General features: G+C 41.4%; 22 protein-coding genes. 3 read left to right on the top strand and 19 right to left on the bottom strand.

Annotated features, from left to right (window positions below; translation table 11 throughout):
- Positions 1-13 precede the first annotated feature (13 nt).
- The 15 genes from AC0VZ9_RS11825 to AC0VZ9_RS11755 all read right to left on the bottom strand — a co-directional run bounded on the left by AC0VZ9_RS11825 (position 14) and on the right by AC0VZ9_RS11755 (position 12780).
- Positions 14-889 (bottom strand): carbohydrate ABC transporter permease, encoded by an 876-nt coding sequence (locus tag AC0VZ9_RS11825; protein ID WP_475397429.1) that lies wholly within the window; start codon positions 887-889, stop codon positions 14-16.
- A 77-nt stretch (positions 890-966) separates the two neighbouring features.
- Complete coding sequence (locus AC0VZ9_RS11820) at positions 967-2280, bottom strand: extracellular solute-binding protein (protein WP_009330437.1); 1314 nt, start codon at positions 2278-2280, stop codon at positions 967-969.
- A 101-nt stretch (positions 2281-2381) separates the two neighbouring features.
- Positions 2382-3173: a response regulator transcription factor gene (locus tag AC0VZ9_RS11815; RefSeq protein WP_009330438.1), complete on the bottom strand. Its 792-nt coding sequence runs from the start codon at positions 3171-3173 to the stop codon at positions 2382-2384.
- Entirely contained in the window at positions 3142-4926 is a 1785-nt protein-coding gene (locus AC0VZ9_RS11810; RefSeq protein ID WP_019382762.1) for a sensor histidine kinase, read from the bottom strand. Before AC0VZ9_RS11810 ends, AC0VZ9_RS11815 begins: the two co-directional genes overlap by 32 nt.
- A 196-nt stretch (positions 4927-5122) precedes the next feature.
- Positions 5123-5596, bottom strand: coding sequence for a RidA family protein (locus AC0VZ9_RS11805; RefSeq protein ID WP_009330440.1), 474 nt, complete (start codon positions 5594-5596; stop codon positions 5123-5125).
- A 302-nt stretch (positions 5597-5898) separates the two neighbouring features.
- Positions 5899-6249 (bottom strand): 2Fe-2S iron-sulfur cluster-binding protein, encoded by a 351-nt coding sequence (locus AC0VZ9_RS11800; protein WP_009330441.1) that lies wholly within the window; start codon positions 6247-6249, stop codon positions 5899-5901.
- A gap of 106 nt (positions 6250-6355) precedes the next feature.
- Positions 6356-6526 carry a hypothetical protein gene (locus tag AC0VZ9_RS11795; protein WP_157380155.1) on the bottom strand — a complete coding sequence of 57 codons (171 nt, stop codon included), beginning with the start codon at positions 6524-6526 and terminating at the stop codon, positions 6356-6358.
- A 108-nt stretch (positions 6527-6634) separates the two neighbouring features.
- Positions 6635-7342 (bottom strand): GntR family transcriptional regulator, encoded by a 708-nt coding sequence (locus tag AC0VZ9_RS11790; protein WP_009330442.1) that lies wholly within the window; start codon positions 7340-7342, stop codon positions 6635-6637.
- A 24-nt stretch (positions 7343-7366) separates the two neighbouring features.
- Positions 7367-7897 carry a chromate transporter gene (locus AC0VZ9_RS11785; RefSeq protein WP_019382767.1) on the bottom strand — a complete coding sequence of 177 codons (531 nt, stop codon included), beginning with the start codon at positions 7895-7897 and terminating at the stop codon, positions 7367-7369.
- Entirely contained in the window at positions 7894-8490 is a 597-nt protein-coding gene (locus tag AC0VZ9_RS11780) for a chromate transporter (RefSeq protein ID WP_009330444.1), read from the bottom strand. Before AC0VZ9_RS11780 ends, AC0VZ9_RS11785 begins: the two co-directional genes overlap by 4 nt.
- Before the next feature lie 84 nt (positions 8491-8574).
- Positions 8575-9054 (bottom strand): GlcG/HbpS family heme-binding protein, encoded by a 480-nt coding sequence (locus AC0VZ9_RS11775; RefSeq protein WP_009330445.1) that lies wholly within the window; start codon positions 9052-9054, stop codon positions 8575-8577.
- An 18-nt stretch (positions 9055-9072) separates the two neighbouring features.
- Positions 9073-10545: an aldehyde dehydrogenase family protein gene (locus AC0VZ9_RS11770; protein WP_009330446.1), complete on the bottom strand. Its 1473-nt coding sequence runs from the start codon at positions 10543-10545 to the stop codon at positions 9073-9075.
- 112 nt (positions 10546-10657) lie between these two features.
- Positions 10658-11389: a TenA family transcriptional regulator gene (locus AC0VZ9_RS11765; RefSeq protein WP_009330447.1), complete on the bottom strand. Its 732-nt coding sequence runs from the start codon at positions 11387-11389 to the stop codon at positions 10658-10660.
- A 226-nt stretch (positions 11390-11615) separates the two neighbouring features.
- Entirely contained in the window at positions 11616-12386 is a 771-nt protein-coding gene (locus AC0VZ9_RS11760; RefSeq protein WP_009330448.1) for a creatininase family protein, read from the bottom strand.
- 61 nt (positions 12387-12447) lie between these two features.
- Positions 12448-12780 (bottom strand): 2Fe-2S iron-sulfur cluster-binding protein, encoded by a 333-nt coding sequence (locus tag AC0VZ9_RS11755; protein ID WP_035330542.1) that lies wholly within the window; start codon positions 12778-12780, stop codon positions 12448-12450.
- Positions 12781-13494: 714 nt separating this feature from the next.
- On the opposite strand from AC0VZ9_RS11755, the gene AC0VZ9_RS11750 reads away from it, so the two are divergent.
- Both AC0VZ9_RS11750 and AC0VZ9_RS11745 read left to right on the top strand, forming a co-directional pair.
- Positions 13495-13830 carry a hypothetical protein gene (locus AC0VZ9_RS11750; protein ID WP_071158416.1) on the top strand — a complete coding sequence of 112 codons (336 nt, stop codon included), beginning with the start codon at positions 13495-13497 and terminating at the stop codon, positions 13828-13830.
- Positions 13831-14288: 458 nt separating this feature from the next.
- Entirely contained in the window at positions 14289-15671 is a 1383-nt protein-coding gene (locus tag AC0VZ9_RS11745; protein WP_019382032.1) for a hypothetical protein, read from the top strand.
- A gap of 25 nt (positions 15672-15696) precedes the next feature.
- On the opposite strand, the gene AC0VZ9_RS11740 is transcribed toward AC0VZ9_RS11745, so the two are convergent.
- Together AC0VZ9_RS11740 and AC0VZ9_RS11735 are read right to left on the bottom strand one after the other, a co-directional pair.
- Entirely contained in the window at positions 15697-16377 is a 681-nt protein-coding gene (locus tag AC0VZ9_RS11740; RefSeq protein WP_217025122.1) for an NAD(P)-binding domain-containing protein, read from the bottom strand.
- A gap of 91 nt (positions 16378-16468) precedes the next feature.
- The gene (locus AC0VZ9_RS11735) at positions 16469-17914 is read right to left on the bottom strand and encodes a hypothetical protein (RefSeq protein ID WP_217025124.1); all 1446 of its coding nucleotides are present in this window, start codon (positions 17912-17914) and stop codon (positions 16469-16471) included.
- A 545-nt stretch (positions 17915-18459) separates the two neighbouring features.
- Here AC0VZ9_RS11735 and nadX point away from each other — a divergent pair.
- Complete coding sequence (gene nadX, locus AC0VZ9_RS11730; RefSeq protein ID WP_475397428.1) at positions 18460-19266, top strand: aspartate dehydrogenase; 807 nt, start codon at positions 18460-18462, stop codon at positions 19264-19266.
- Positions 19267-19295: 29 nt separating this feature from the next.
- On the opposite strand, the gene AC0VZ9_RS11725 is transcribed toward nadX, so the two are convergent.
- On the bottom strand, positions 19296-19970 hold the full coding sequence (locus tag AC0VZ9_RS11725; protein ID WP_009330455.1) for a GntR family transcriptional regulator: 675 nt from the start codon (positions 19968-19970) through the stop codon (positions 19296-19298).
- 92 nt (positions 19971-20062) lie between these two features.
- On the bottom strand, positions 20063-20683 hold the full coding sequence (gene yyaC / locus AC0VZ9_RS11720; protein ID WP_217025134.1) for a spore protease YyaC: 621 nt from the start codon (positions 20681-20683) through the stop codon (positions 20063-20065).
- Positions 20684-20958 lie beyond the last annotated feature (275 nt).

Raw genomic sequence — 20958 nt, 5'->3', positions numbered from 1 at the left:
TTCCTCCCTTCCATTAATAGATATCTTTATTAGCAGCTGTAAATCTGCGGATGATGTAAGTAACAACAAGACAAATGACCAGCAGGAAAAATCCGATGGCACTCGCATATCCAAAGTCAAAACCCTTAAATGCTTTCTGATACATATAAGACGCCATTACTTCGCTTGCTCCATTCGGACCGCCTCCGGTCATGACATAGATCAGGTCAAAGTATTTCAGCGAGCCTACGACTGCTAGAACAATTGTTACTTTAATTACATTCATAATCAAAGGGAGCTTTATTTTAAGGGCAATCTGCAAGGGAGAAGCCCCATCAATTCTTGCTGCTTCAACAAGTGATTCAGGAATATTTTTTAATGCTGCATAATAAATGAGAATGTAAAAACCGGCGTATTGCCATATAATTGGTATAATGATGGCATAGAGTGCGAGATTGGCATCCGCTAGCCATGCAGGCGGATCTTCAATGCCGATAGCTACTAACACTGTGTTCAGCATGCCATTTGAAGGGTGGTATATCTTCATCCAAAGCTGTGCAATTGCGACTGATGCCAGCAGCATGGGGATCAGGTATATCTTCCTTAATAAATCTGCACCTTTGTTTTTACTGGCGAGGATAATGGAAATGAACAAGTAACCGATCAGACTTAATGCAGAAAACAGGGCCAGCGAAAAGGAATGCAATGCACTTTTCCAAAAGAGTGCATCTTTCATCAGTACCTTGTAATTCTTTAGGCCGATGAAATCCATTTCTCCAATGCCATTCCATTTCATTAAACCATAGTAGCCTGTCTGTATAATCGGCACATAGATCAGCGCAAGGACCAGGAAAAGGGCAGGTGTGATGTACAGTGCGATGACTTTTTTATTGGAAAGCACTTTATTCATTTCATTTCAGCTCCTTCCTGTTAGAATTAGAAAGGATATACCCTAACAGCAGATATATCCTTTTTTCGGGAAGGCCGTTAATTCCCTTCCTCAGCCTTAAGAGCCTCTTCATGCTGTTTGGCATAATCAGCTGGTTTTACTTCATTGCCGAACAGTGATTGGATAAGGTTTAAATGTGTTTCTGCAACCGAAGCACTCATTTGGACATCAGCAAATAAGGTTAAGCTGCTGGCTTTATTTAACTCATTTAAAACATCAATATACAGTTCCGGAAGATCCACTTTACCGGTATCAACCTTCGTGGCAGGAATTACACCCGCTTTTTCAACAGATTGCTCTCCCCATTTTTCAACAAAGAACTTTACAAATTCTTTTGATTCATCTTTAACCTTTGAATTCTCAGCTACGAATAACCCTACTCCCGGGCCGCCCACCCAGCTGTCGATATTTCCTTTGCCTCCGTCAACGGTCGGGAATTTAAAGAATCCAACGTTTTCCCTGAAATCCTGCGGAATTTCTTCATTCGTCGTAAAATTAGGGAGCTCCCAGGTTCCCATTAGATACATTGCAGCATTGCCGTTCAGGAACTCAGCCTTTCCTTCGTCATTTGAAAGTCCATTATAGCCTTTATTAAATGCGTTCTCTTTGACAAGGTTTTGAACTTCTTCAGCAGCTGATACCAGTGCCGGATCTTCGAACGAACCAGAGCGGTCAATGGCTTTATTAAGAACTTCAGCCCCGCCAATTCGGTCTGCCAGGTACATGTACCACAAGGACCCTGTCCAGCGGTCTTTATTTCCAAGTGCAATCGGGGCAACCCCGTTGTCTGTCAATGTCTTAACAGCATTTTCAAACTCACTGTAAGTGTGGGGTACATCAAGATCATATTTCTCAAAAATTTCTTTATTGTAGTAAATAGGTGCAATGTTCAGCTCAAGAGGCAAACCATAGGTTTTTCCATCGAGAGCGTAGGCTTCCGTAGTCCCGCTTACAAAAGATTCCTTCAAACCATCATTCAGTACATCATCCAGCTCTGCAAATAGATTGCCTTTCACAAATGGGGTCATATATCCGGCTGCCCAGGTAAACCCTACATCCGGCAATTCATTAGAAGATGAAAGAACTTTGATTTTATTTTTGTACTGTTCATTTTCCAGAACTTCGACTTCAATTTTCACATCTTCATGCTCGGTTTCATATTGTTCAATAATATCTGTAACAATCTGATTTTGCTGCTTGGAGCTTCCTGCCGGCCATAAGTGCATGAATTTAATGGTTTTTTTGGAACCGTTTTCACCACTGGCCGTATCGGTGTTTCCGCTGCATCCTGCGAGCGCAGCTGCCAGGATCAGCACTGCAATAAGTATAAATGAATGCGCTTTCTTAAGCATTTTCCTAACCCCCTATTTCTTAATTATTCTAACAATTCTAATGATAACACCACTAAAAAATCGCGGTAAGGTAACCGCGATTGGGAAAAATTCCACTATTTTTAGATGGGAGTTTCATCAAGTTCGGTCAGCTTCCGGTATTTGCTTGGGGTCACACCTTCCGAGTCTTTAAAAAGTTTAATAAAGTACTTGGCTGTTTGATACCCGGCCTGCCGGGCCACTTCATCTATTGGCAAATCCGTGGTTATGAGCAGCTTTTTCGCCAATTGCAGTCTTTTTCTTTTCAAATATTCACTAAAGGTAATGCTTGTCTGCTCTTTAAACATCGCACTAAAATAACTGGCATTCAGATGCGCTGCATCAGCGACTTCTTTGAGAGAAATTTGTTCCGGAAGGTTTTCGTTCACATAAGCAATGGCCTGTTTGACAGATGAATTTACATACTCTTTTTTTGCTTCCAGCTCAAGCAGGCCTTGATCTGCGACTTTTTCCAAATAATCTGCCCTGACCATATGTTCTTCCGTTTCAAGGGCTTCTTCAATTGCCTTTATAAGACTTTCCTTCCGCAGTGGTTTGACCAGATAGTTGAGAACACCAAGCCGGATGGCTTCCTGGGCATATTCAAAATCAGGATAGCCTGAAATTATCATGACAGCCGGCTTGTATCCTTGGTTTCTGATGTTTTTCAGCAGTGCCAAACCAGTCATTTCTGGCATGCATATATCTGTAATAAGCAGGTTCACTCTGGTCCTCTGGAATAACTCTAAAGCTTCCTGTCCATCAGCTGCGCTTAGAATCTCAAGTCTCCCTGCTGACCATCCTTCCAGTGTCTTTTTCAGCCCCTGTCTTGTTGTCTCTTCATCATCCACTATTAAGATTATCTTTGTATTCACCTTTATTTCCCTCCCCCGCAGGTATTACGAACACAACTTTAGTGCCTGAACCCAACTCACTTTCCAGATGAAGACCGCCAAGGGAATAGGCATCATAATAAAGGCTGAGCCTTTTGTTTACGTTTGTCAGCGCCATCCCAATCCCTTTAAATGAAGAAACATTCTCTTTTTTTATCTCCTCGTTTAACTGATGAAGCTCTATCTGATCAATCCCCGGGCCGTTATCCTGCACCGTGATTTTGACCGAGTCCCCACCGGCTGATTCTTCTAATTTGATAAGGACAGTTCCTTGTATTCTCTTATTTTCAATTCCATGCTGTATAGCATTTTCAACTAATGGCTGTATAATCAGTTTTGGTATTTTCACACCAAGGAGCTTGGGCGGTGCAGCAATTTTCCATAACAGTCTTTCGCCAAGCCGCATTTTCATTAGGCGCATATACCGTTCAATATGATCAAGTTCATCATGTATGGTAACCCATTCAGCAGATCTGCGATTCCCGATTGTATATCGGAAAAGTTCAGACATTGAAATGACAATCTCAGCCAATTCCTCTTCCTCTTTCTCCTCCAGGGACCAGTAAAGTGCGTTTAGAGTGTTGTAAAGAAAATGCGGATCAATTTGGGCCTGCAGTGCCTTCAGCTCCGTTCGGGACCGAAGCAATTCTTTTTCATAAACAACCTGTATTAAGTGGTTGGTCCTTTCAACCATTTTATTGTAGGTGTTATTTAATTCAATAAATTCAAGTGAGGAATTACTCTCAGGATTCAGTTTTAATTCATCCATTTTGGCATTTTTCATTGTATTAGTCAGTTTTTTAATCGGTCTGGTGATCATGGTGGCAAGCACTATGGAGGAAATGACAAATAAAAAGAATCCAATGGAAACTGCTAAAATGATTACTGCTCGAACTTTCGTAACGCCCTGCAGCAGAAAACTCATCGGCTTCAGGATGACAAAAGTCCAGCCTGTCAGAGCTGACTTTTCAGTAACAGCCATATATTCCTGATCACGGATCATAATCGATTTTTCCTCTTGCTGGATAATGCTTTTTATGTCGAGTCCATAATCATAAGTAATGGGTGTTAAGTCGCGATCGAGAAGCATCATATAATCGTTTTGTCCGTTTTCTTCACTATTGCCCTGAACCTGAAAATAACTGTTGGAAATACGGACGACAAGATAACCGCCATTCGAGAACCAGCGATCCATAAGACTGACTCTCCGTATGGCTGCAGAATAGCTGGTGTTTCCCTTATCCTTCCCAGTCCAAACAAGCTTCCCCTTTTCCTTGTCAGCGGCCTTCACCCACTTTGAATCGATTACTTTAAAAATATTTTTCCCATCGAATGGATAAATCCTTTTGCCTTCTGCATTATACAGTTCAATTGAAGATATTCCATCTGAGTAGGCATATGTATTATTGATGATTTTTATCAGGGATTCCAATTTTCCATAATCCATGCTTTCCCCTTCAAGCATCTTTAGCAGCATTTGCTGAACAGTGCTATTGGTCATGAGCTGATTAGTCAGAGTATCAATCTGTTTATAAAGCGTTTCCATTCTGCCGTTGGCTTCTGCAGCGGTTTGCTGAACCTGGCGTTCCGCATTTTGCCTGAAAAAGCCGCCTAATTGGTCATAGACAACGAGTGAAACAAATGCCAGGACAAACAGCATGACGCTTAAAAACACTGCTAAAATCTGGTTTCGCAGTGTATTGAATTTTTTTAAAGAAGAAAGAAAACTCTTCATATGAATCACCTATTCTCAGGTTATCTTATATATTTATTTAAATATAGCAGATTTAAAGCTGGATAACATGAAAACCCTTACATTAATTTATTTGGGCTTACATCCTCCATTCTCCTTTTTGAAAGTATGCTAGCATTTTATTTATGGAGAATAAATAGAAAAACTGCTCAATACCTGAGCAGCCCTTGTTCGGAAGTTATTCTATTTCAACGATCATTTCAATTTCTACAGGGGCTCCGCCTGGAAGGGAGGCAAGCCCCACAGCTTTGCGGGCATGTCCATTTTCCTTGCCGAAAATGTCATGAAGCAAATCTGATGCAGCATTAATGACTAAAGGATGATTTTTAAAGCTGCTTGTTGAGGCAACGTATCCATCCATTTTGATGATTCTTTTTACTTTATTTAAATCTCCAATGATCCCTTTAAGGGCTGACAGCAAATTCAGCGTACAAATTCTTGCTGCATCCTTTGCTTCCTCGATTGAGATATCTTCCCCGACAATTCCTGCATATTTTTGCGCGCCATTTACCCTGGGTGTTTGTCCGGATAAAAAGACTGTATTGCCCGAGATAACGCCCGGTTCGAAAGGCATTCGGATATCAGCCAATACAGGGAGCTGGATATTCAGCTCTTCCAGTCTTTCTTCAATTCCCTTTTTTACCCCTTCCATCACTATGCCTCCTGGGAAACACTTTGTTTTAATGAAGAATATAGTTGTTTAGTGAATTTAAATGAGCGGTGAGTATAATAGACTTTGGCGAAAGCTTGATTTTCACAAAGTGAGCATTTGATTTCATATGGAGCTTTTCGAATATGAGGAGTTTTTAATATTTGCATGGCTTCTTTTAAATGTGTGCTGCAAACCCACATAATGTCACCTTCTTCTATTTTATTGGGATTCTATATACTATTACATTCTGTAATGGGCAAATGACGTTATTTCATCCATTACAGAATGCAGTATTCGCAATCTCATTTTCCTGTTGTAACGGTTTGCTTTAATTTATCCGGCTTTCTCTTTTTCACCTGATCTGTAACTTCATCGTCCCATGAAATGGTGATATCCCCGTCTGTAACGAATGTCTGGCAGCCTAAACGATAGCCTTTCCCCAGCCACTCTTCTCCCAGCTTCCTTCTTTCCTGGATTTTTACGTTGTCCAGGTATTCTGCTCCTTCTTCAGTTTTAAAAACACAAGTACCGCAAATTCCTCCGCCGCAGCGATTTGGCAGATCTCCATCATAGCGGAGCGACATTCTTAATATATTAGAATCCTCAGGCACTTCCAGAGTTTTGTTGCTATTGACAAAATGGATGTTTGGCATGATTGAATTCCTCCCTGTGGTTTCGTTTCTTAGTTCTTGGTATACAATATACCATATAAATAATATTCAGACAATACTAAACTTTTAAATATTTTATTTTAAGTTATTACTCTAATCCCGTAACTGCAGCACTGCTTTGCCCTTGACCCTTATGCATTTTCCATAGTCGACATTCTTTGAACATATCCCCATTGGTTTCTTCTCCCTCTAAAGAAATGGCCAGTTCGGACTGATTTCTTCCTCTTCTGTCCCGAAGGTGGCCCAAGTTCGGACTCACGCCCTCCGGTTTCTTCCTCTACTGTCCGAAGGTCGCCCAAGTTCGAACATTATTCCTATGGTTCCTTGCTCTCCTGTCCGAAGGATGCTTCATTATTTTCTTTTACTTTCATTCATAAACGTTTTGCTGTTGAAATTTTAGCAGGTCCCTCTTTTTAACACTGTTTATATACGCCATGTAGGCTTTCTTCGAATTTTCAATATGAATCCTCATCAAGTATTCAGCTATTTCGGCATCTTTATCGCGCAGTGCCTTCATTATATCGATATGTTCTTTTAATGAGTCCTTCCTTCTTCCTGGTGTTTCATATCCCATATTGGCCGCCATATGAATAAAATCGATCAAGCCTGATAGGATTTCATATAGTTTTGGACTTTTAGATGCCTTATTAATCAGCCTATTCATTTGAATATGTTCGGAATTGAAGTTTTCTTCATCCTGTTCACTTAGCTCCATTAGTTCCTTAATTTTGAGATCCAGTTCTTTTTGTGTACTTGTATCCATTCTTTGTGCTGCCAATTTTACAGCCAGCACTTCCAGTGAAGAGAGAATCGTAAATACCTCCAATACTTCATCCTCTGAGATATTGGAGATGACAACCCCTTTTCTGGGAACTGTTTTCACGAAACCTTGAGATTCCAGCCTGAACAGAGCCTCCCGAATCGGTGTGCGGCTAATGTTTAGCTTGGCTGCAAGTTCTCTTTCTACCAGTCTGTCTCCTGCCTGGTATTCTCCTTCTAAAATGAGTTTTTTCAGGTACAAATACGCATGTTCGCGTATAGATATTAAGTTGTTTTCCTCCCATGTTCTATCCATTTTTCCACCTCCTATTTTTATAACTTAAGATAAAAAGATTCCTCCATAAAATAAAGCTCCAAATATAACAAGCGAAGGATGAACCTTGAATTTAATTAATGTTAAATAGCTAACGGCTGCAAGAAGCACAAGATGCAGCATTCCGCTGTTTTCAAAGGCTGTCAAAAAGAACTGGTAGGCCATGACAGCCAGGAGGACAGCAATGATCGGCTGCACGGATTTGGTCATTAGCTTTACTTTAGGGGAATCTTTGAATAGATTAACAAACTTAAACAGGACGATGACTGCCAGCGCTGATGGCAGGATGGTAGCTGCCAAAGCCACTGCCGCCCCTAAAACCCCGCCTAATTCATAGCCGATGAATCCAGCCATTTTTGTTGCAATAGGACCCGGCAGCGCATTGGCAATGGCGAGAACATCCCCAAATTCAGTGAGTGTCATCCAGCCATTGTTGTTCACTACTTCTATTTGAATGAGCGGGATCGTTGCGGGTCCCCCTCCGTAACCCAATAGATTTGCTACAAAAAATGCCCAAAAGATCTCCCAATATATCATGAACTTTTCTCCCTTACTGGCATGTACTCTTCAGTTGCCTTTTTATTCGCCTGCTCCTTCCGATGGGCAATATAAAATGCTGTGCTTAAGACTATCGCAATTAAAATACCGGGATGCCATTCCAAAAACTGAACAAATACCAGTGATACGGCAGCCAGCATAAGATTTTTTGGCAGCCCTAAGCCCTGGCTGCCTTTCTGGTAAAAACGATAGGCCATCTCTGCCAGCATAAAGCCAATGACTGGTGTCACTCCCTGTACCATTCCGCTGACAATCGGGGACTGGCGAAAAGAGTATAAAACGCCAAGCAAGGCTAGCATGGCAATAATAGAAGGAAGGATATGAGTAAGGATAGCTACTGCGGCACCCATGCTGCCTTTGACTTTGTAGCCGATATAGGCAGCCATTTTCGTTGCAATCGGTCCTGGCAGCGTATTGGCTAATGCCAGAATCTCCCCGAATTCCTCCTCCGTCATCCATTTATATTTCTTAACTGCTTCAAATTCAATCAGCGGTATTGTCGAAGGACCTCCTCCATACCCTGTCACGCCGGTGCGTGCAAATCCAATTGCCAATTCAAGATAAGGCTTCATGCGATCCTCCCCTTATTTAGGTGTTATTGACTGAAGAAGGACCTCATTCCGCTACCTATTAATAACGAATGAGGTCCCTTTCTATTATTTTTTAATATCTGCTTCGGTTACAACTTCATAGCCGTCTTTTTCCACGTGGGATTGAAGGGCTTCTAATGCAGCGGTACCAACAGCCGTATCCTGCTCTCCATTTCCTCCGCTGATGCCGATTCCGCCAACGACTTCCCCATTAACAACAATTGGGAACCCTCCGACAAACACAGCAAATTTGCCATTAAGCATATGCTGGATCCCAAATGCCTCATTTCCTGGAAGGGCAGGTCCGTTCGGTTCCTTATTGAATAGATGGGTGGAGCGTTTATGGCCGGCTGCTGTGTAAGCCTTGGCAATTGCAATTTCTGGCCCGGTGATTCTTGCTCCATTCATGCGCTCCAGGGCAATCACACTTCCTCCGTCATCGACAATTGCAATAGTTTCAAAGACATTGATTTCCGCTGATTTTACCTTTGCTGCTTCAATCATCAATTTTGCTTCTTCCAATTCAAGTTTTAGAGCTGTTTTCATCATCATTCTCCTTCTGATTTAATAGCCAATATAAACGGTTTTCACTTGAGTGAAAAATTCCAGGCCCACTCTTCCCGATTCCCGGAACGTAGCGGTGCTGGATTGCTTTAATCCGCCAAAAGGTGCATTGATTAAGTTGCCGGTTGTTGTCCGATTCACTTTTACCGTGCCTGCCTGAATGTCTTTAGTAAACCGGCTGGCTGTTTTTAAGTTATTTGTCACAATGGAAGCAGACAATCCATAGTCAACGTCATTGGCAATCGCAACGGCTTCTTCATATGTATCTGCCTCGATCACGGCAATGACAGGTCCAAAGATTTCTTCCTTGGCAATGCGGTGATTTGGCTTAACATTAGTAAAAATGGCCGGCTGCACAAAATATCCTTTTTCATATTCACCTGATGTGAGGTGCTCACCGCCATAAGCGAGTTCCGCACCGTCTTCTTTGCCAACCTCAATATACTTCAGGACATTTTTCAGCTGTCTTTCATTTGCAAGCGGGCCGATCTTAACTCCTTCTTCAAACCCGCTGCCAATTTTAAGGGCGCTTGTTTTTTCAATCAATTTCTCCAAAAATGCTTCTTTTACTTCCTTCATCACGATCACTCTGCTTGTTCCTGTACAGGCTTGCCCGGTTAAAGAAAACCCGCCATTCACTGTTAATGCAGCGGCAAGATCAAGGTCAGCATCTTCCATAACTAGAAGCGGGTTCTTTCCTCCAAGTTCCATTTGAGTGCGGGTGGTGAAAGAGCATTTGCTATGGATGTCCTCTCCTGCAGCTGTTGAGCCAGTGAAAGTGACAGCCTTGACTGCAGGATGAGTGACCAGTAAATCACCAACATCAGATGCCTTCCCAGTAACAAAGTTCAAAACGCCATTTGGTATACCGGCCTCGTGCAGCGCTTCAACAAGCCGCACGGCAATCAGAGGGGTATCTGAAGAAGGTTTGAACACCACTGTGTTTCCAGTAATTAATGCCGGAGCAATTTTTCTCGCAGCAATGGAGATTGGAAAATTCCATGGCGTGATCACACTTACCACTCCAAGCGGCTCTCTTTCCGTCGAAACTCTCATATTTGGATCATCATTCGGGAAGGTTTCACCTGTGAAGCTTTGTCCCTCGACCGCATAATAGCGAAGTGTCTGTGCGGAGCGCAGCACTTCATTTTTCGCATCATTGACATGCTTTCCTTCTTCCCTTGTCAGTTCTTCTGCATATTGGGCAGCATTTTCTTCGAGATGTGCTGCGGCCTTGTTTAAAATGGCAGCACGCTTTGATGGAGCTGTCTTTGCCCAGCCAGGGAAAGCTTCACTGGCAGCTTCAATTGCCTCTTTCACATCGGTTTCATTGGATGCCTGAAAAACGCCGACAACATCTTCTGTATTTGCAGGGTTCACACTATAAAACTTCTTTTGGCTCGCGGATTCCTGCCACTCACCATTAATATAGTTATTGAATGTTTCTACCTTTGTTGTAATCAAACCTATCACCTTACTCTCTGTTAATTTCTCTCTTTCCTGCGACAACTTCTCCTATTATAGAAAGAGCCGCCACATAGACCTCGAAGGACAAGATTTAGTGTGACGGCCTGGATATTACATATTATTTTGCTTCTACTAAAGAACCAAGATCCTGTTCAAGATATTCCCTCCATAAGCCATCCATGTACATACGGCGCATTTTCGCACCTGTGCGGACTACTTCAAGGCAGCGCTGCTGTAATTCAGGAGTATCTGCATGGTCCAAAACGATTTTGTAGCCGCGTTCTCCATGGATTTCATCGGATACGATATGAAGATCGAAGAATTCGATTTCTTCATCCGTGAATCCGTATTGTGCACGGAGAGCAGGAGTCTGCTTTCGATAAATGTCCGGAACCTGGGATTCCAGGCCGACAACTAGAGCAGCTGTTGCTACAACGAAGTTTTCACGGGCAGCTACTGCGTAGCACCAGCTTTGCAGGCCTAATGTTGTTGGAGCCATGTTTTCTGGATTGATTACTCGTTCGCGGGTTGTTCCACATGCTTCCGCAAAGCGAATCAGCAAGTCTGTATGGCGGTCAGCCGCAATTTCTTCTTCATACATGTTTTGAAGTGTGAAATCTTTTGCTGCTTCAAATTTTGGATCGGTTGGAGTGTTGTGATAGATGTATGCTAAGTAGTCAGCAAAAGGTCCAACATAGTGGTAATGGTTTTCTGCCCATCTGGCAAAATGCTTTCTTTCCAAGTTTCCTTCAGCCCAAGCTACAGTGAATGGAGCTTTCTGGCTATGGTTTCCTTTAATGGCTTCCTCTAGTTCTTTGCGAAATTCATCTTTCGATAATAATTCTGGCATGTGTAAACTCCTCCTCGAAATTTTATGTAGCCTATTGGCACTTGATATTTTGTATACCAAAACTAATTAAAAAATAATAGGTTGCTAATTTACAACCTTATATTACCTTGTTTTTTTGGTCTTTGGTATACCTTAATGAAATCATAACCTATTCTTTTTGAATTGTAAACATAATTTTTAGAATTTTTTAAAGATTAATTTTTATCGTATGATAGATTGTAAGTAACTAATACAGCAGCTCTTCTTTAAGATCAAGCAGCTCGGAAAGTTCTGCAGACAGATTATCTAGGGCTTCTTCAACGATTTGCTCTCCGATTTCCCTGCTCCCTTGCCGGCCATCACCTATACAGCCGTTTCCAGTCATTTCTTCATAGAAGTAAAATCCCTGGACAGCTTTCCCAGGCCGGAGCCTTTCCCATCTTCCGCCTTCCTTGATATCTCCTTTTTCCAAGAGGTCCTCTCTTACCAGTTCAGGAGCGAGATACAGGGCTTCAGACACTTCCCGTTCGCAGCTGTGGCCAAATAAAGGGGATTTTACATATTTCCCGATAGATCCCTTTGCAGATGACGTGGTCTTTGCATAGTAGACTTCTACTTCCAATTCCTTTGTGATAGTCATCGCGGCCAAATTCAGTGTGGATTGGTTTCCGCCATGTGAATTCAAAAATAAAAACTTCTTGATGCCATGCTGTTTCAGTGAGGAAACCATGTCTGTAAGAATGGCAATCAAAGTTGAAGGCTGAAGTGTTATTGTTCCGGGAAAATGGATGTGATGCTCGGAAACCCCCATGTTAACAGTCGGCGTCACAATAGCATATGGGAACATTCTCTGCCCCAGTTTATTAGCCATTCTCTCCGCAAGCACCGCATCACAGCTTTCGGCCATATGTGGACCATGCTGCTCATGTGCTCCAACAGGAATTATGGCAAACTCTACTGTGTCTAGTGATTTCTCGACTTCCTTCCAAGTCATTTTAGTAAGATCATAACAATTCATTTTCTTGATACCCCGCTTATTTTAGGTATTTTGTATACCAATAATAAATAAAAATAAAAAACTATTTTGTAATAGCTGCAGTAGTCTTCTTGGGGGGCTTTACAGAGATGTTTTCCTGGGATATTTCAATGTCGTTTTGGATCGTCATTTGACAGGTTAACCGATACCCTTCTTTCACTTTGTCGCCAAGCATTTTTTCTTCCTTCCAATTTGGCGGGGCGAGATCATCTCCCCCATTTAATACTATGCACGTACATTTTGTGCATCTTCCCATGCCGCAACCATATTTTAATTCCGGAAACTGGCGGATCCCTGCAAGGACAACCAAATTGGCATTATCCTTTACCTGCTTTTCCACAATCTCTCCATCCACATGAAGCGTAACCTTCGGCATAATATTACCCCTTTCAGTTAATTCTAAAGATTTTGATACTTTTTTCAAAGTATACAATCTTTCGGGAAGATTAGCAAACTCGTTTTTTATTTTTTTGTGTTTGGCGGATATAGGTAGGTGTCTCTTACTGGATTAACTACGATTTTCCTCTGAGTGCGATTAATTTGGTCGTGATTCGGCTACATTAACTACCATTTTCTTTGAGTTTAATTTTTTCGTCTTTATTCGCTCACATTAACTACCGTTTTTCCTTGTGTGTGATTAATTTAGTGTTATTCAGCGAGATTAACTACCATTTTCTTTGAGTTTAATTATTTTCGTCGTGATTCGGCCGCATTAACTACCGTTTTTCCTTGTGTGTGATTAATTTGGTCGTTATTCTGTGAGGTTAACTACCATTTTCTTTGAGTTTAATTATTTTCGTCGTGATTCGGCCGCATTAACTACCGTTTTTCCTTGTGTGTGATTAATTTGGTCGTTAATCTCCCAGATTGGCTCTCGCCCTTTTCCTCTTTAATAAACAATAGATAAAATTTTCGCCGAATTATTAAAAAATTTAGAATATAATATTGAATATTTCAAAATCTTAGTATAAAATAAGCTCAAGACAAATGGTATACAATATTCCAAATAGAAGGAGGTATGCTCTCGAGCTACATATGAGCAATTCTGCATTTGCAACTAAGTTCAAATAAAACTAAAGGAGTGTTTTAATTGGGTAAATATATTGTATTAACAAATAAAGATACTTTCCAGACCATTCTTGAAAATGAGGGTCTAAAGCCGGTTGAGACATATCATTTTTATTTTTTCGATAAGCTGAAGGCTAAGTACACAATAGCCGAAGTTTTGGATGAGAATATGAAAATCCAGCTTTATGAAGAGTATGAAGGAAAAGAGTATGTAAATCATATAGGTGTTAAATTTTTTGAGCGGTTTGAAACACTGGAAGCAGCCAGAGAAGAACTGGATGAAATAGTAAAGGCATCCGGCAATAGTGAAGACTCCATACATTCCAAACTGGTAAAATCTGATGAAGTAGCAGTATAAATGTTATTACTAAACCCGGAGGAAGCCGCTCTTCTTCCGGGTTTCCTGTTCATAAAAAAAAGCGGAAGCGGCTTATCAGGGGGCAGGCTTCCTGCGCTTGACATTTTTCTGTGTTCATAATTCTAACTTTCTTATTCTATTGAAAAAACCGCCAAAGATAAGGCGGCTTTACTAGAATTTTAAAGTTCTTCTCAAACGGGCTAATTTTCTTTCTGTTTTCTCAATTGCATATTTGGATCCAAATAGAAAATGGAACATCGGGGCGTCCTCCTTTTTTTCTCTAACCTGTTATCATTATTATATTATGAATTTTTGAGATTCACAACAAAATTGTATACCAAATACCAAAATAACAATAGAAATGTGGCTGATTTTTGAATAAATAAAGAAAAAGTGAAAATTTGGTATACAATTTACTTTTTACCATATATTTCATTTAAGATCGCGAGGGTGTTGATATGCTGAGAGTTTTATTTTTGACCGTGATTGGTTTATATTTGCTGTCCACTTTACTTCCGCAATGGAATATCGATCCCCTCCTGTCTATCTTGTGTTTTATCATAGTAGTTTTAACATTCAGGCTTGCGAAGAGATTTGTACAGATTCTTGGGGGCGTATTTCTGGCTTTTGGTGCTGTGCTGCTTTGGACAAGCGGCTCAGACTGGCAGCAATATATTCTTGCCTTTGGACCAATGCTTGATCTGCTTACCATGTTTACGTTAATACCGATACTGGGGATTCCGGTTAAACTTGGGCGATACGGGGAAGGCATCCAGGCCATTATCCAAAATCGGGTAAAAACATCTGGTCATTTATATATGATGACTTCGGGGATCTCTTACTTTTTTAGCATTTTCATGAATCTTGCCACTCTTCCCATGACGTATTATTCAATCCGGCCGGCACTCGGGAGCTTTCCGGTGCGTAACAAGGAACGATTCATGAGCAGAGCGATTTCCAGGGGGTTTGCAATGCCATTAATCTGGGCGCCTGTTACGCCTATTGTGGGAATTGTGATTACAATGACAGGAGTCAGCTGGGTATCCATCCTCCCCTATGTCATTCCGCTGAGCATATTGGGTTTAGCAATGGATTGGTTTATTGGTTCCCGTCAGTCCCAGCCTATGAAACTCCCCCAGCCCGGCGAAGTAACTGTGCATGAAACGGCTGCAGCCCTGGAAGCAGGTTATGCCGGCCGGCCTGGCAGAGTTTTTCAAATCCTGATAGCCATCGCAATTTTTAATGTTCTTGTATCCCTAGCTGAGACGCAGCTATCTTTGCCTTTCTTAATTCTTGTTTCTTTAATCGTTATTCCATTCGCATTCAGCTGGTCTCTTTTATTAAAAAAAGGGAAAAAATTTGGCGAACAGCTTGCTGAGCATTTTAATACCTTCGCCTTGAGCATGAAGGATCAATTTTTCATTTTTTTATCAACAGGCTTTTTTATCTCAGCCATGAACTTGTCGAATGCAAATGAAGTCCTTTTTGATTGGATTGCAGCTTTTATAAATGTGGCCGGGGTCGAATTTTTCCTGATCATCTTGCCTTTGATCCCTTTAGGGCTGGCATTTCTGGGCCTTCATCCAGCGGTCTCACTTGCATTGATGATTGAAGGCGTCAACCCGGCAGACATCGGAATATCACCGCACATTCTGACAGTTGCGATGCTCTCCGGGGCTGTTTCCGCCTTCTTAGTGGGTCCATATAATGCCACTCTTGGCCTCATGTCAAACATTATCAAAGTCGATTCCTATAAAGTCTCCAACTGGAATATGCCCTTCGCGGCAGTTTATGTTGCTTGTGTGATGTTCTATTTGTTTTTACTGGAAAGATTACTCTAATAGAAAAAGCTGCTGATCAACTAGTTTAATCAGCAGCTTTTTTAGTGGATTCCTTTATTTCTTTCACGATCTCCTGTGCAAAATGCCCCAGGGTGCCTTGACTGTAAGAGCGGATGACTTCAGGTGCCAGGGAGGCAAGAGCTCTTTTAATATAAGCTGGCGGATAGTCTTTGCTGATAAATTCGTTCTCGATTTCGACGGCTGTCTTTATGGCAAAGAATGTTGCCAGTTTGTTAACTTCTACTAATCTTCCTTCACTATCCTTTACGATTTCCCCCAATGGCTTGATAAGGTCTATTATCGGACCTGGCAGTTGGTCCTCTGAAATAAACAGTCCATTTCCATTCTCCATTAAATCTCTCGAATGCCCCATATACTTCAATCCATATACCTTGAAGGAAGGGAATCTTTCTGAAATGCCTTTCGTTGGAAGTGCAGTCGCCATGTTGATGAAAGCAACTGAAGACTCCACAGGAAACATGCTTTCCATGAAAGAAATCACTTTTCCGGCCGGCAAAGCGAGCAGAATTATATCCATTTGTTTCAGTTCGTCATCGTTTAAAGGGCGTCCGTTAGGGAACTTTTCAGCAAATTGTTCTGCCTTTAATCTGTCGGGATGATAAATGCCGATTGGAAGGTTTGCTTTATGCCAGTGAGTCATCATGGCAGTCCCCAATTTTCCAATCCCTGCTAAACCTATTTTCATCAAATGCCTCCTATTCTGAAAAAAAGACTATCCTCTAAGTTAGTTTATTCTAACTTTGCAGGATAGCCTTTTATTTTTCAAGATTACTGTTTTACCAGATTAAAATAGCTATTAATGTGGCGATAAAAAGGCTGGCGACAACAGGGATAAAGTTTTTCCTGGCCAGTTCCAGCGGTGAAAGCTGAAGGAATCCTGCTACTGCCACAAGGGAAGACCAGGCAACAATTGTTCCTCCGCCCCAGATGGCACCCATCTGCCCGATCGCTGCCAATGTTGAAGGATCGATATGACTTCCATTTGCCAAAGCACCCGATAAGGCACCTGTTAACGGCAGCCCCGAAAAGCCTGAACCATCCAAACCAGTGATCAGACCGACGATTAAAAGACCAAAACCGGCAATAAAGGCATTTTCCGGAATATAAGCCTGTCCTGCCTGTATCATATCAAACAAGAACGCAGGCTTGGCAGCGCTTTCATCCAGGGATAGTATCGTGCCGGTGAAGTCCGAGCTTCCCATAAAGAAGAAACCTGCTATTGGAATAACGGGGGCCATCGCTCTGAAGGCGAAAACAAATCCTTCAGTTAAATGCTCGCTAATTTTATCCAAGGCATGGATGCGATTAAATGCCACGGTGGCGAGCACCAATAAAAGTGTCGCTACCCCTCCGATAAAGGCAGCTCCATCTGTTCCTTCAAATCCGGATCCACCCGCCAGCTTTGTTGAGAACATATAGAGCATAACAGCCAGCATGGATAAGGGCACTACTACGGCAAAGACCTTTCCCCATGTATTTTTTCTCTGGATAGTTTCAGCACTTTCTTCAGCTGTGGCCGCAAGCTCATTGGCTACACCAAAAAATGCTGAATCCTCAGGGTTTAGCGAGGAGTCATGGTGGCCATTTTTAACAATAGATTTTCTATGTGCCAAATAAATATAGCCTAATGCGCATACTCCTGTAATGATGGAAAGAACCAATGTCTTATCAGCAACCAGTGCCTTATCAATTCCAGCTGCTTTGGCGCTTAGCATCGGTGCTACCTGCATGATATAATCAGAAGAGAGCGCCATTCCCTGGCCCGCAATGACAATGACCATGGCAGCCGTCATCACAGGCAATCCAGCCCTGACCGCTGCCGGGACAAGCAATGCACAGATAAGCGGGACAGCAGGAGTCGGCCAGAAAAAGAGTGAAATTACATAGGTAGTAACCATTAATACTAAATAGGAAACATGCCCATTGATCATTACCCTCTCAATCGGGCCGATAAGCCTTTTATCAGCTCCTAGGTCTTTCAAAGAATTAAGAAGCGCGATCATGAGGGAAATGATTAAGAATATACTGAACAACTCTTTTGCTGCGAGGAGATTAGCGTTAAATACCGCCTGGAAGCCGGCGATCAGACTTCCTTTATAGATGACTGCCACAAAGAAAGTTCCGATGATAACCGGCAAGACAACGCCTCTTCTAAAAAGCATTGTTGCGATTACAGACACAGTAACAATTGCATAGACCCAATGAGCAAATGTTAACTCCATATATTCCCCTCCGTTTTTCATTATAAAAATATCTCTCTATAAATAGATTGCAAAAGACAGATTGCAGGAGGCATGATCTGTTTATCTACAGCTGACTATGTAATACCTCAACACTTGGCTTATTAAGGAGGTTTTGAAACATTTTCCAAAAAGCATACTGCATTTGGTGGATTGTATACCAAACTAAGCAAAAAACAAAAAAGCGACAATCTTCGATGTGTTTGTGATATGTGAGTTCGCCAGCCGAATCATCCAATACTATTTACTTATGCTCCTTCAGAAATACAGTTCTAAAGATCAGCCTTTCTTCCTCTGGTTGACCACCTCCCATTTTCACTATTTTAAACTTGTATACTATAATAACACTAAAAATAAATATTGTGCAAATAATTTTGAAAATTTAGATGTTTTAATATTTTCTATAAAATATATTGCTCTCTTTATGGATTTAAGTTAAAATCTAGAATAAAATTGCACAAAGTATATCGTATACCGATTTATAAATTCCTATTTTTAGGGGTGATTCCCAAGAAGGAGTGATAAATATGTTTAAAGCTGGAATTATCGGTTATGGAACGCTGGGGAAAACCATTTCGGAATTAATTGAAGCCGGCCATGCTGGCGACGTGGAGTTAAAGTCTGTACTGGTTAGAAGAAAAAAGGGAGCAGAGCATGCTGATAAAAAAACATTTGCTCTAACATCAGATGAAGCTGAATTTTTTAATGGGGATTTAGATATTATCATAGAAGCAGCGGGTCATCAGGCTTTACATATGTTCGGGGAGAAAGTGCTGGCAAATGGAAGCCATCTTGTGGTGCTTTCCGTAGGAGCATTGGGAGACTCCGGTTTTTATGAACAACTGCAGACCGCGGCCAAGCAGCATAACCGGCAGATTTTTATCCCATCTGCTGCTATCGCCGGTCTGGATCGGATTGCAGCAGGTTCATTGGGGGAAATTGAAAATATTACCTTAATTACAAGAAAGCATCCCCGCAGCTGGAAAGGTACGATTGCGGAAGAAAAAGTGGATTTACATACGCTGACTGAACCATTTTGTATTTATGAAGGGAATGCACGGGAGTCATCCAAGCTGTTTCCGCAGAGCGTGAATGTGTCAGCGGCCCTTAGCCTTGCAGGAATCGGCTTCGAAGATACTAAAGTAAAAGTCTATGCTGATCCAACGATCCAATCGAACAAACATACCATCAAGGCAAAGGGTTATTTTGGCGAAGTGGAGATATCCGTATCGAATGTTCCTTATGAGGAAAATCCAAAATCCAGTCCGATTGTCGCCATGAGTGTGGCAAAGGTTTTAAAAAATTTAACTTCGCCATTTGTGATTGGATTGTAAAAAAATTAAGAAAGAGCTTCTGCTCTTTCTTAATTTTTCTTTTCACTCTGCTGCACCGCTTCAATATATGCTTTTTTGGAGTTTTCAATATGTATTTTGGTCAGATATTCAGCCATTTCCATTTCTCTATTGACGATGGCTTCCATAATTTTCAAATGCTCCTCCATTGATTTCTTTGCCCTGCCCGGGTTTTTATGCCCGATTTTGGCAAATGCGCGAATGTAATCGGATAATCCGCTCAGCATCTCATAAAGCTTCACATTCTTGGCAGAGCTGTATAGGAGATGATTGAGTTCCCTATGTAATTCAGAAGCATCCTCTTCAGGATTGTTCAAGTATTCCTCGACCTTTTTTATGCTGGCAGTGAACTTGCTTTCCATATCATTATCCAGCTTTTGAACAGCCAATTTTGCAGCCAGTACTTCAAGTGATGATAAAATGGTAAACACTTCGATAATTTCCTTTTCGGAAATATCGGCAACAATTACGCCTTTTCTTGGGACTGTCTTAACAAACCCCTGGGATTCCAGGCGGAACAGCGCTTCCCGAATTGGTGTCCTGCTGATACTTAATCTCTCAGCAAGTTCTCGTTCCACCAGACGGTCTCCCGCTTTAAATTCTCCGTCCAAAATAAGATCCTTAATATGCAGATAAACCCTCTCGCGTATCGAGATCAGATTATCTTCCGTCCAGTTATTCCCCATCCCTTTCCCTCTTTCTCTTTGGTATCCTTACGCTCATTATATCTTACCTATCGGGGTACAGCAATTTTTTGGCTGATTTACCCAATTTATGTTTACGGAACATTCATTTTTTCAATCACTCCTCTGGAAGTACGGTCATTTACCGCTACACGTGAAATGATTTCCGCAATGATTTCAGCCAGTTTTAAAACCAGGTATAATCTCGTGCTATTTAAAGAATTTACAGGTGATAATGGATCAAGCGTGTTGACAATGGCCTTCAAATGATAATCACCCACACTCGGAAGAGCCCGATTCACTGCATTTCCTGGAATAAACGACCCCTCCCTTATTAAAATATAGCCGATTTGCCGCTCGTCTCCGAGGCAGGCATCTATGCCAAATATAAACGGTTCATCATGGGTTTCTTTGATTTCTTTAAGAACCTTTTTGATATTCAATGCGTGAACAGGCTCCTTCAAAGTCCCATACACCGGATAGGGAATGTTCTTTTCTTTGAGGATCTTCCCTGCCAATGGCCCAAGAGAATCTCCTGTTGAGCGGTCAGAACCAATGCACAAAATAACGATTTCCCTGGATGTGCTGAAAAAAATCTGTTCCAGCTTAGATACCATCTTTTCGATTTCTGCTTCTTCCGTCGTTTCTTTAATGGAAATATAACTGGCTGCATCGACGGCATTTTTGTTCTGTTTGCTGGATGAAAATGGCCACATCTTGGTCCCTCCTTTCCGCGGTAATCGTTATTTATATACCAAATCGTCTTTATTTTTTAATTGATAATCATTCTTAGTGTATACAATGAATGCAGTAATTGTAAATTTTTTTACCAATATATTATGTCCTGCCCAGACATTTGGCGATATATCCCCGTTAATATCTTTCTACAATCATACTAGAAGCCCAAGCTTTAGTTCATCTCCTTTTTAGATTCCTTTGAAGAATATTTTATTACCTTATACAAAAAATATCTTTTATGGAGGTGATCAGA

It is taken from the genome of Cytobacillus sp. QJM3NY_8, from assembly GCF_056173585.1.
The sequence above is the reverse complement of the archived record's forward strand: the minus strand, read 5'-3'. Positions and strand labels throughout refer to the sequence as shown.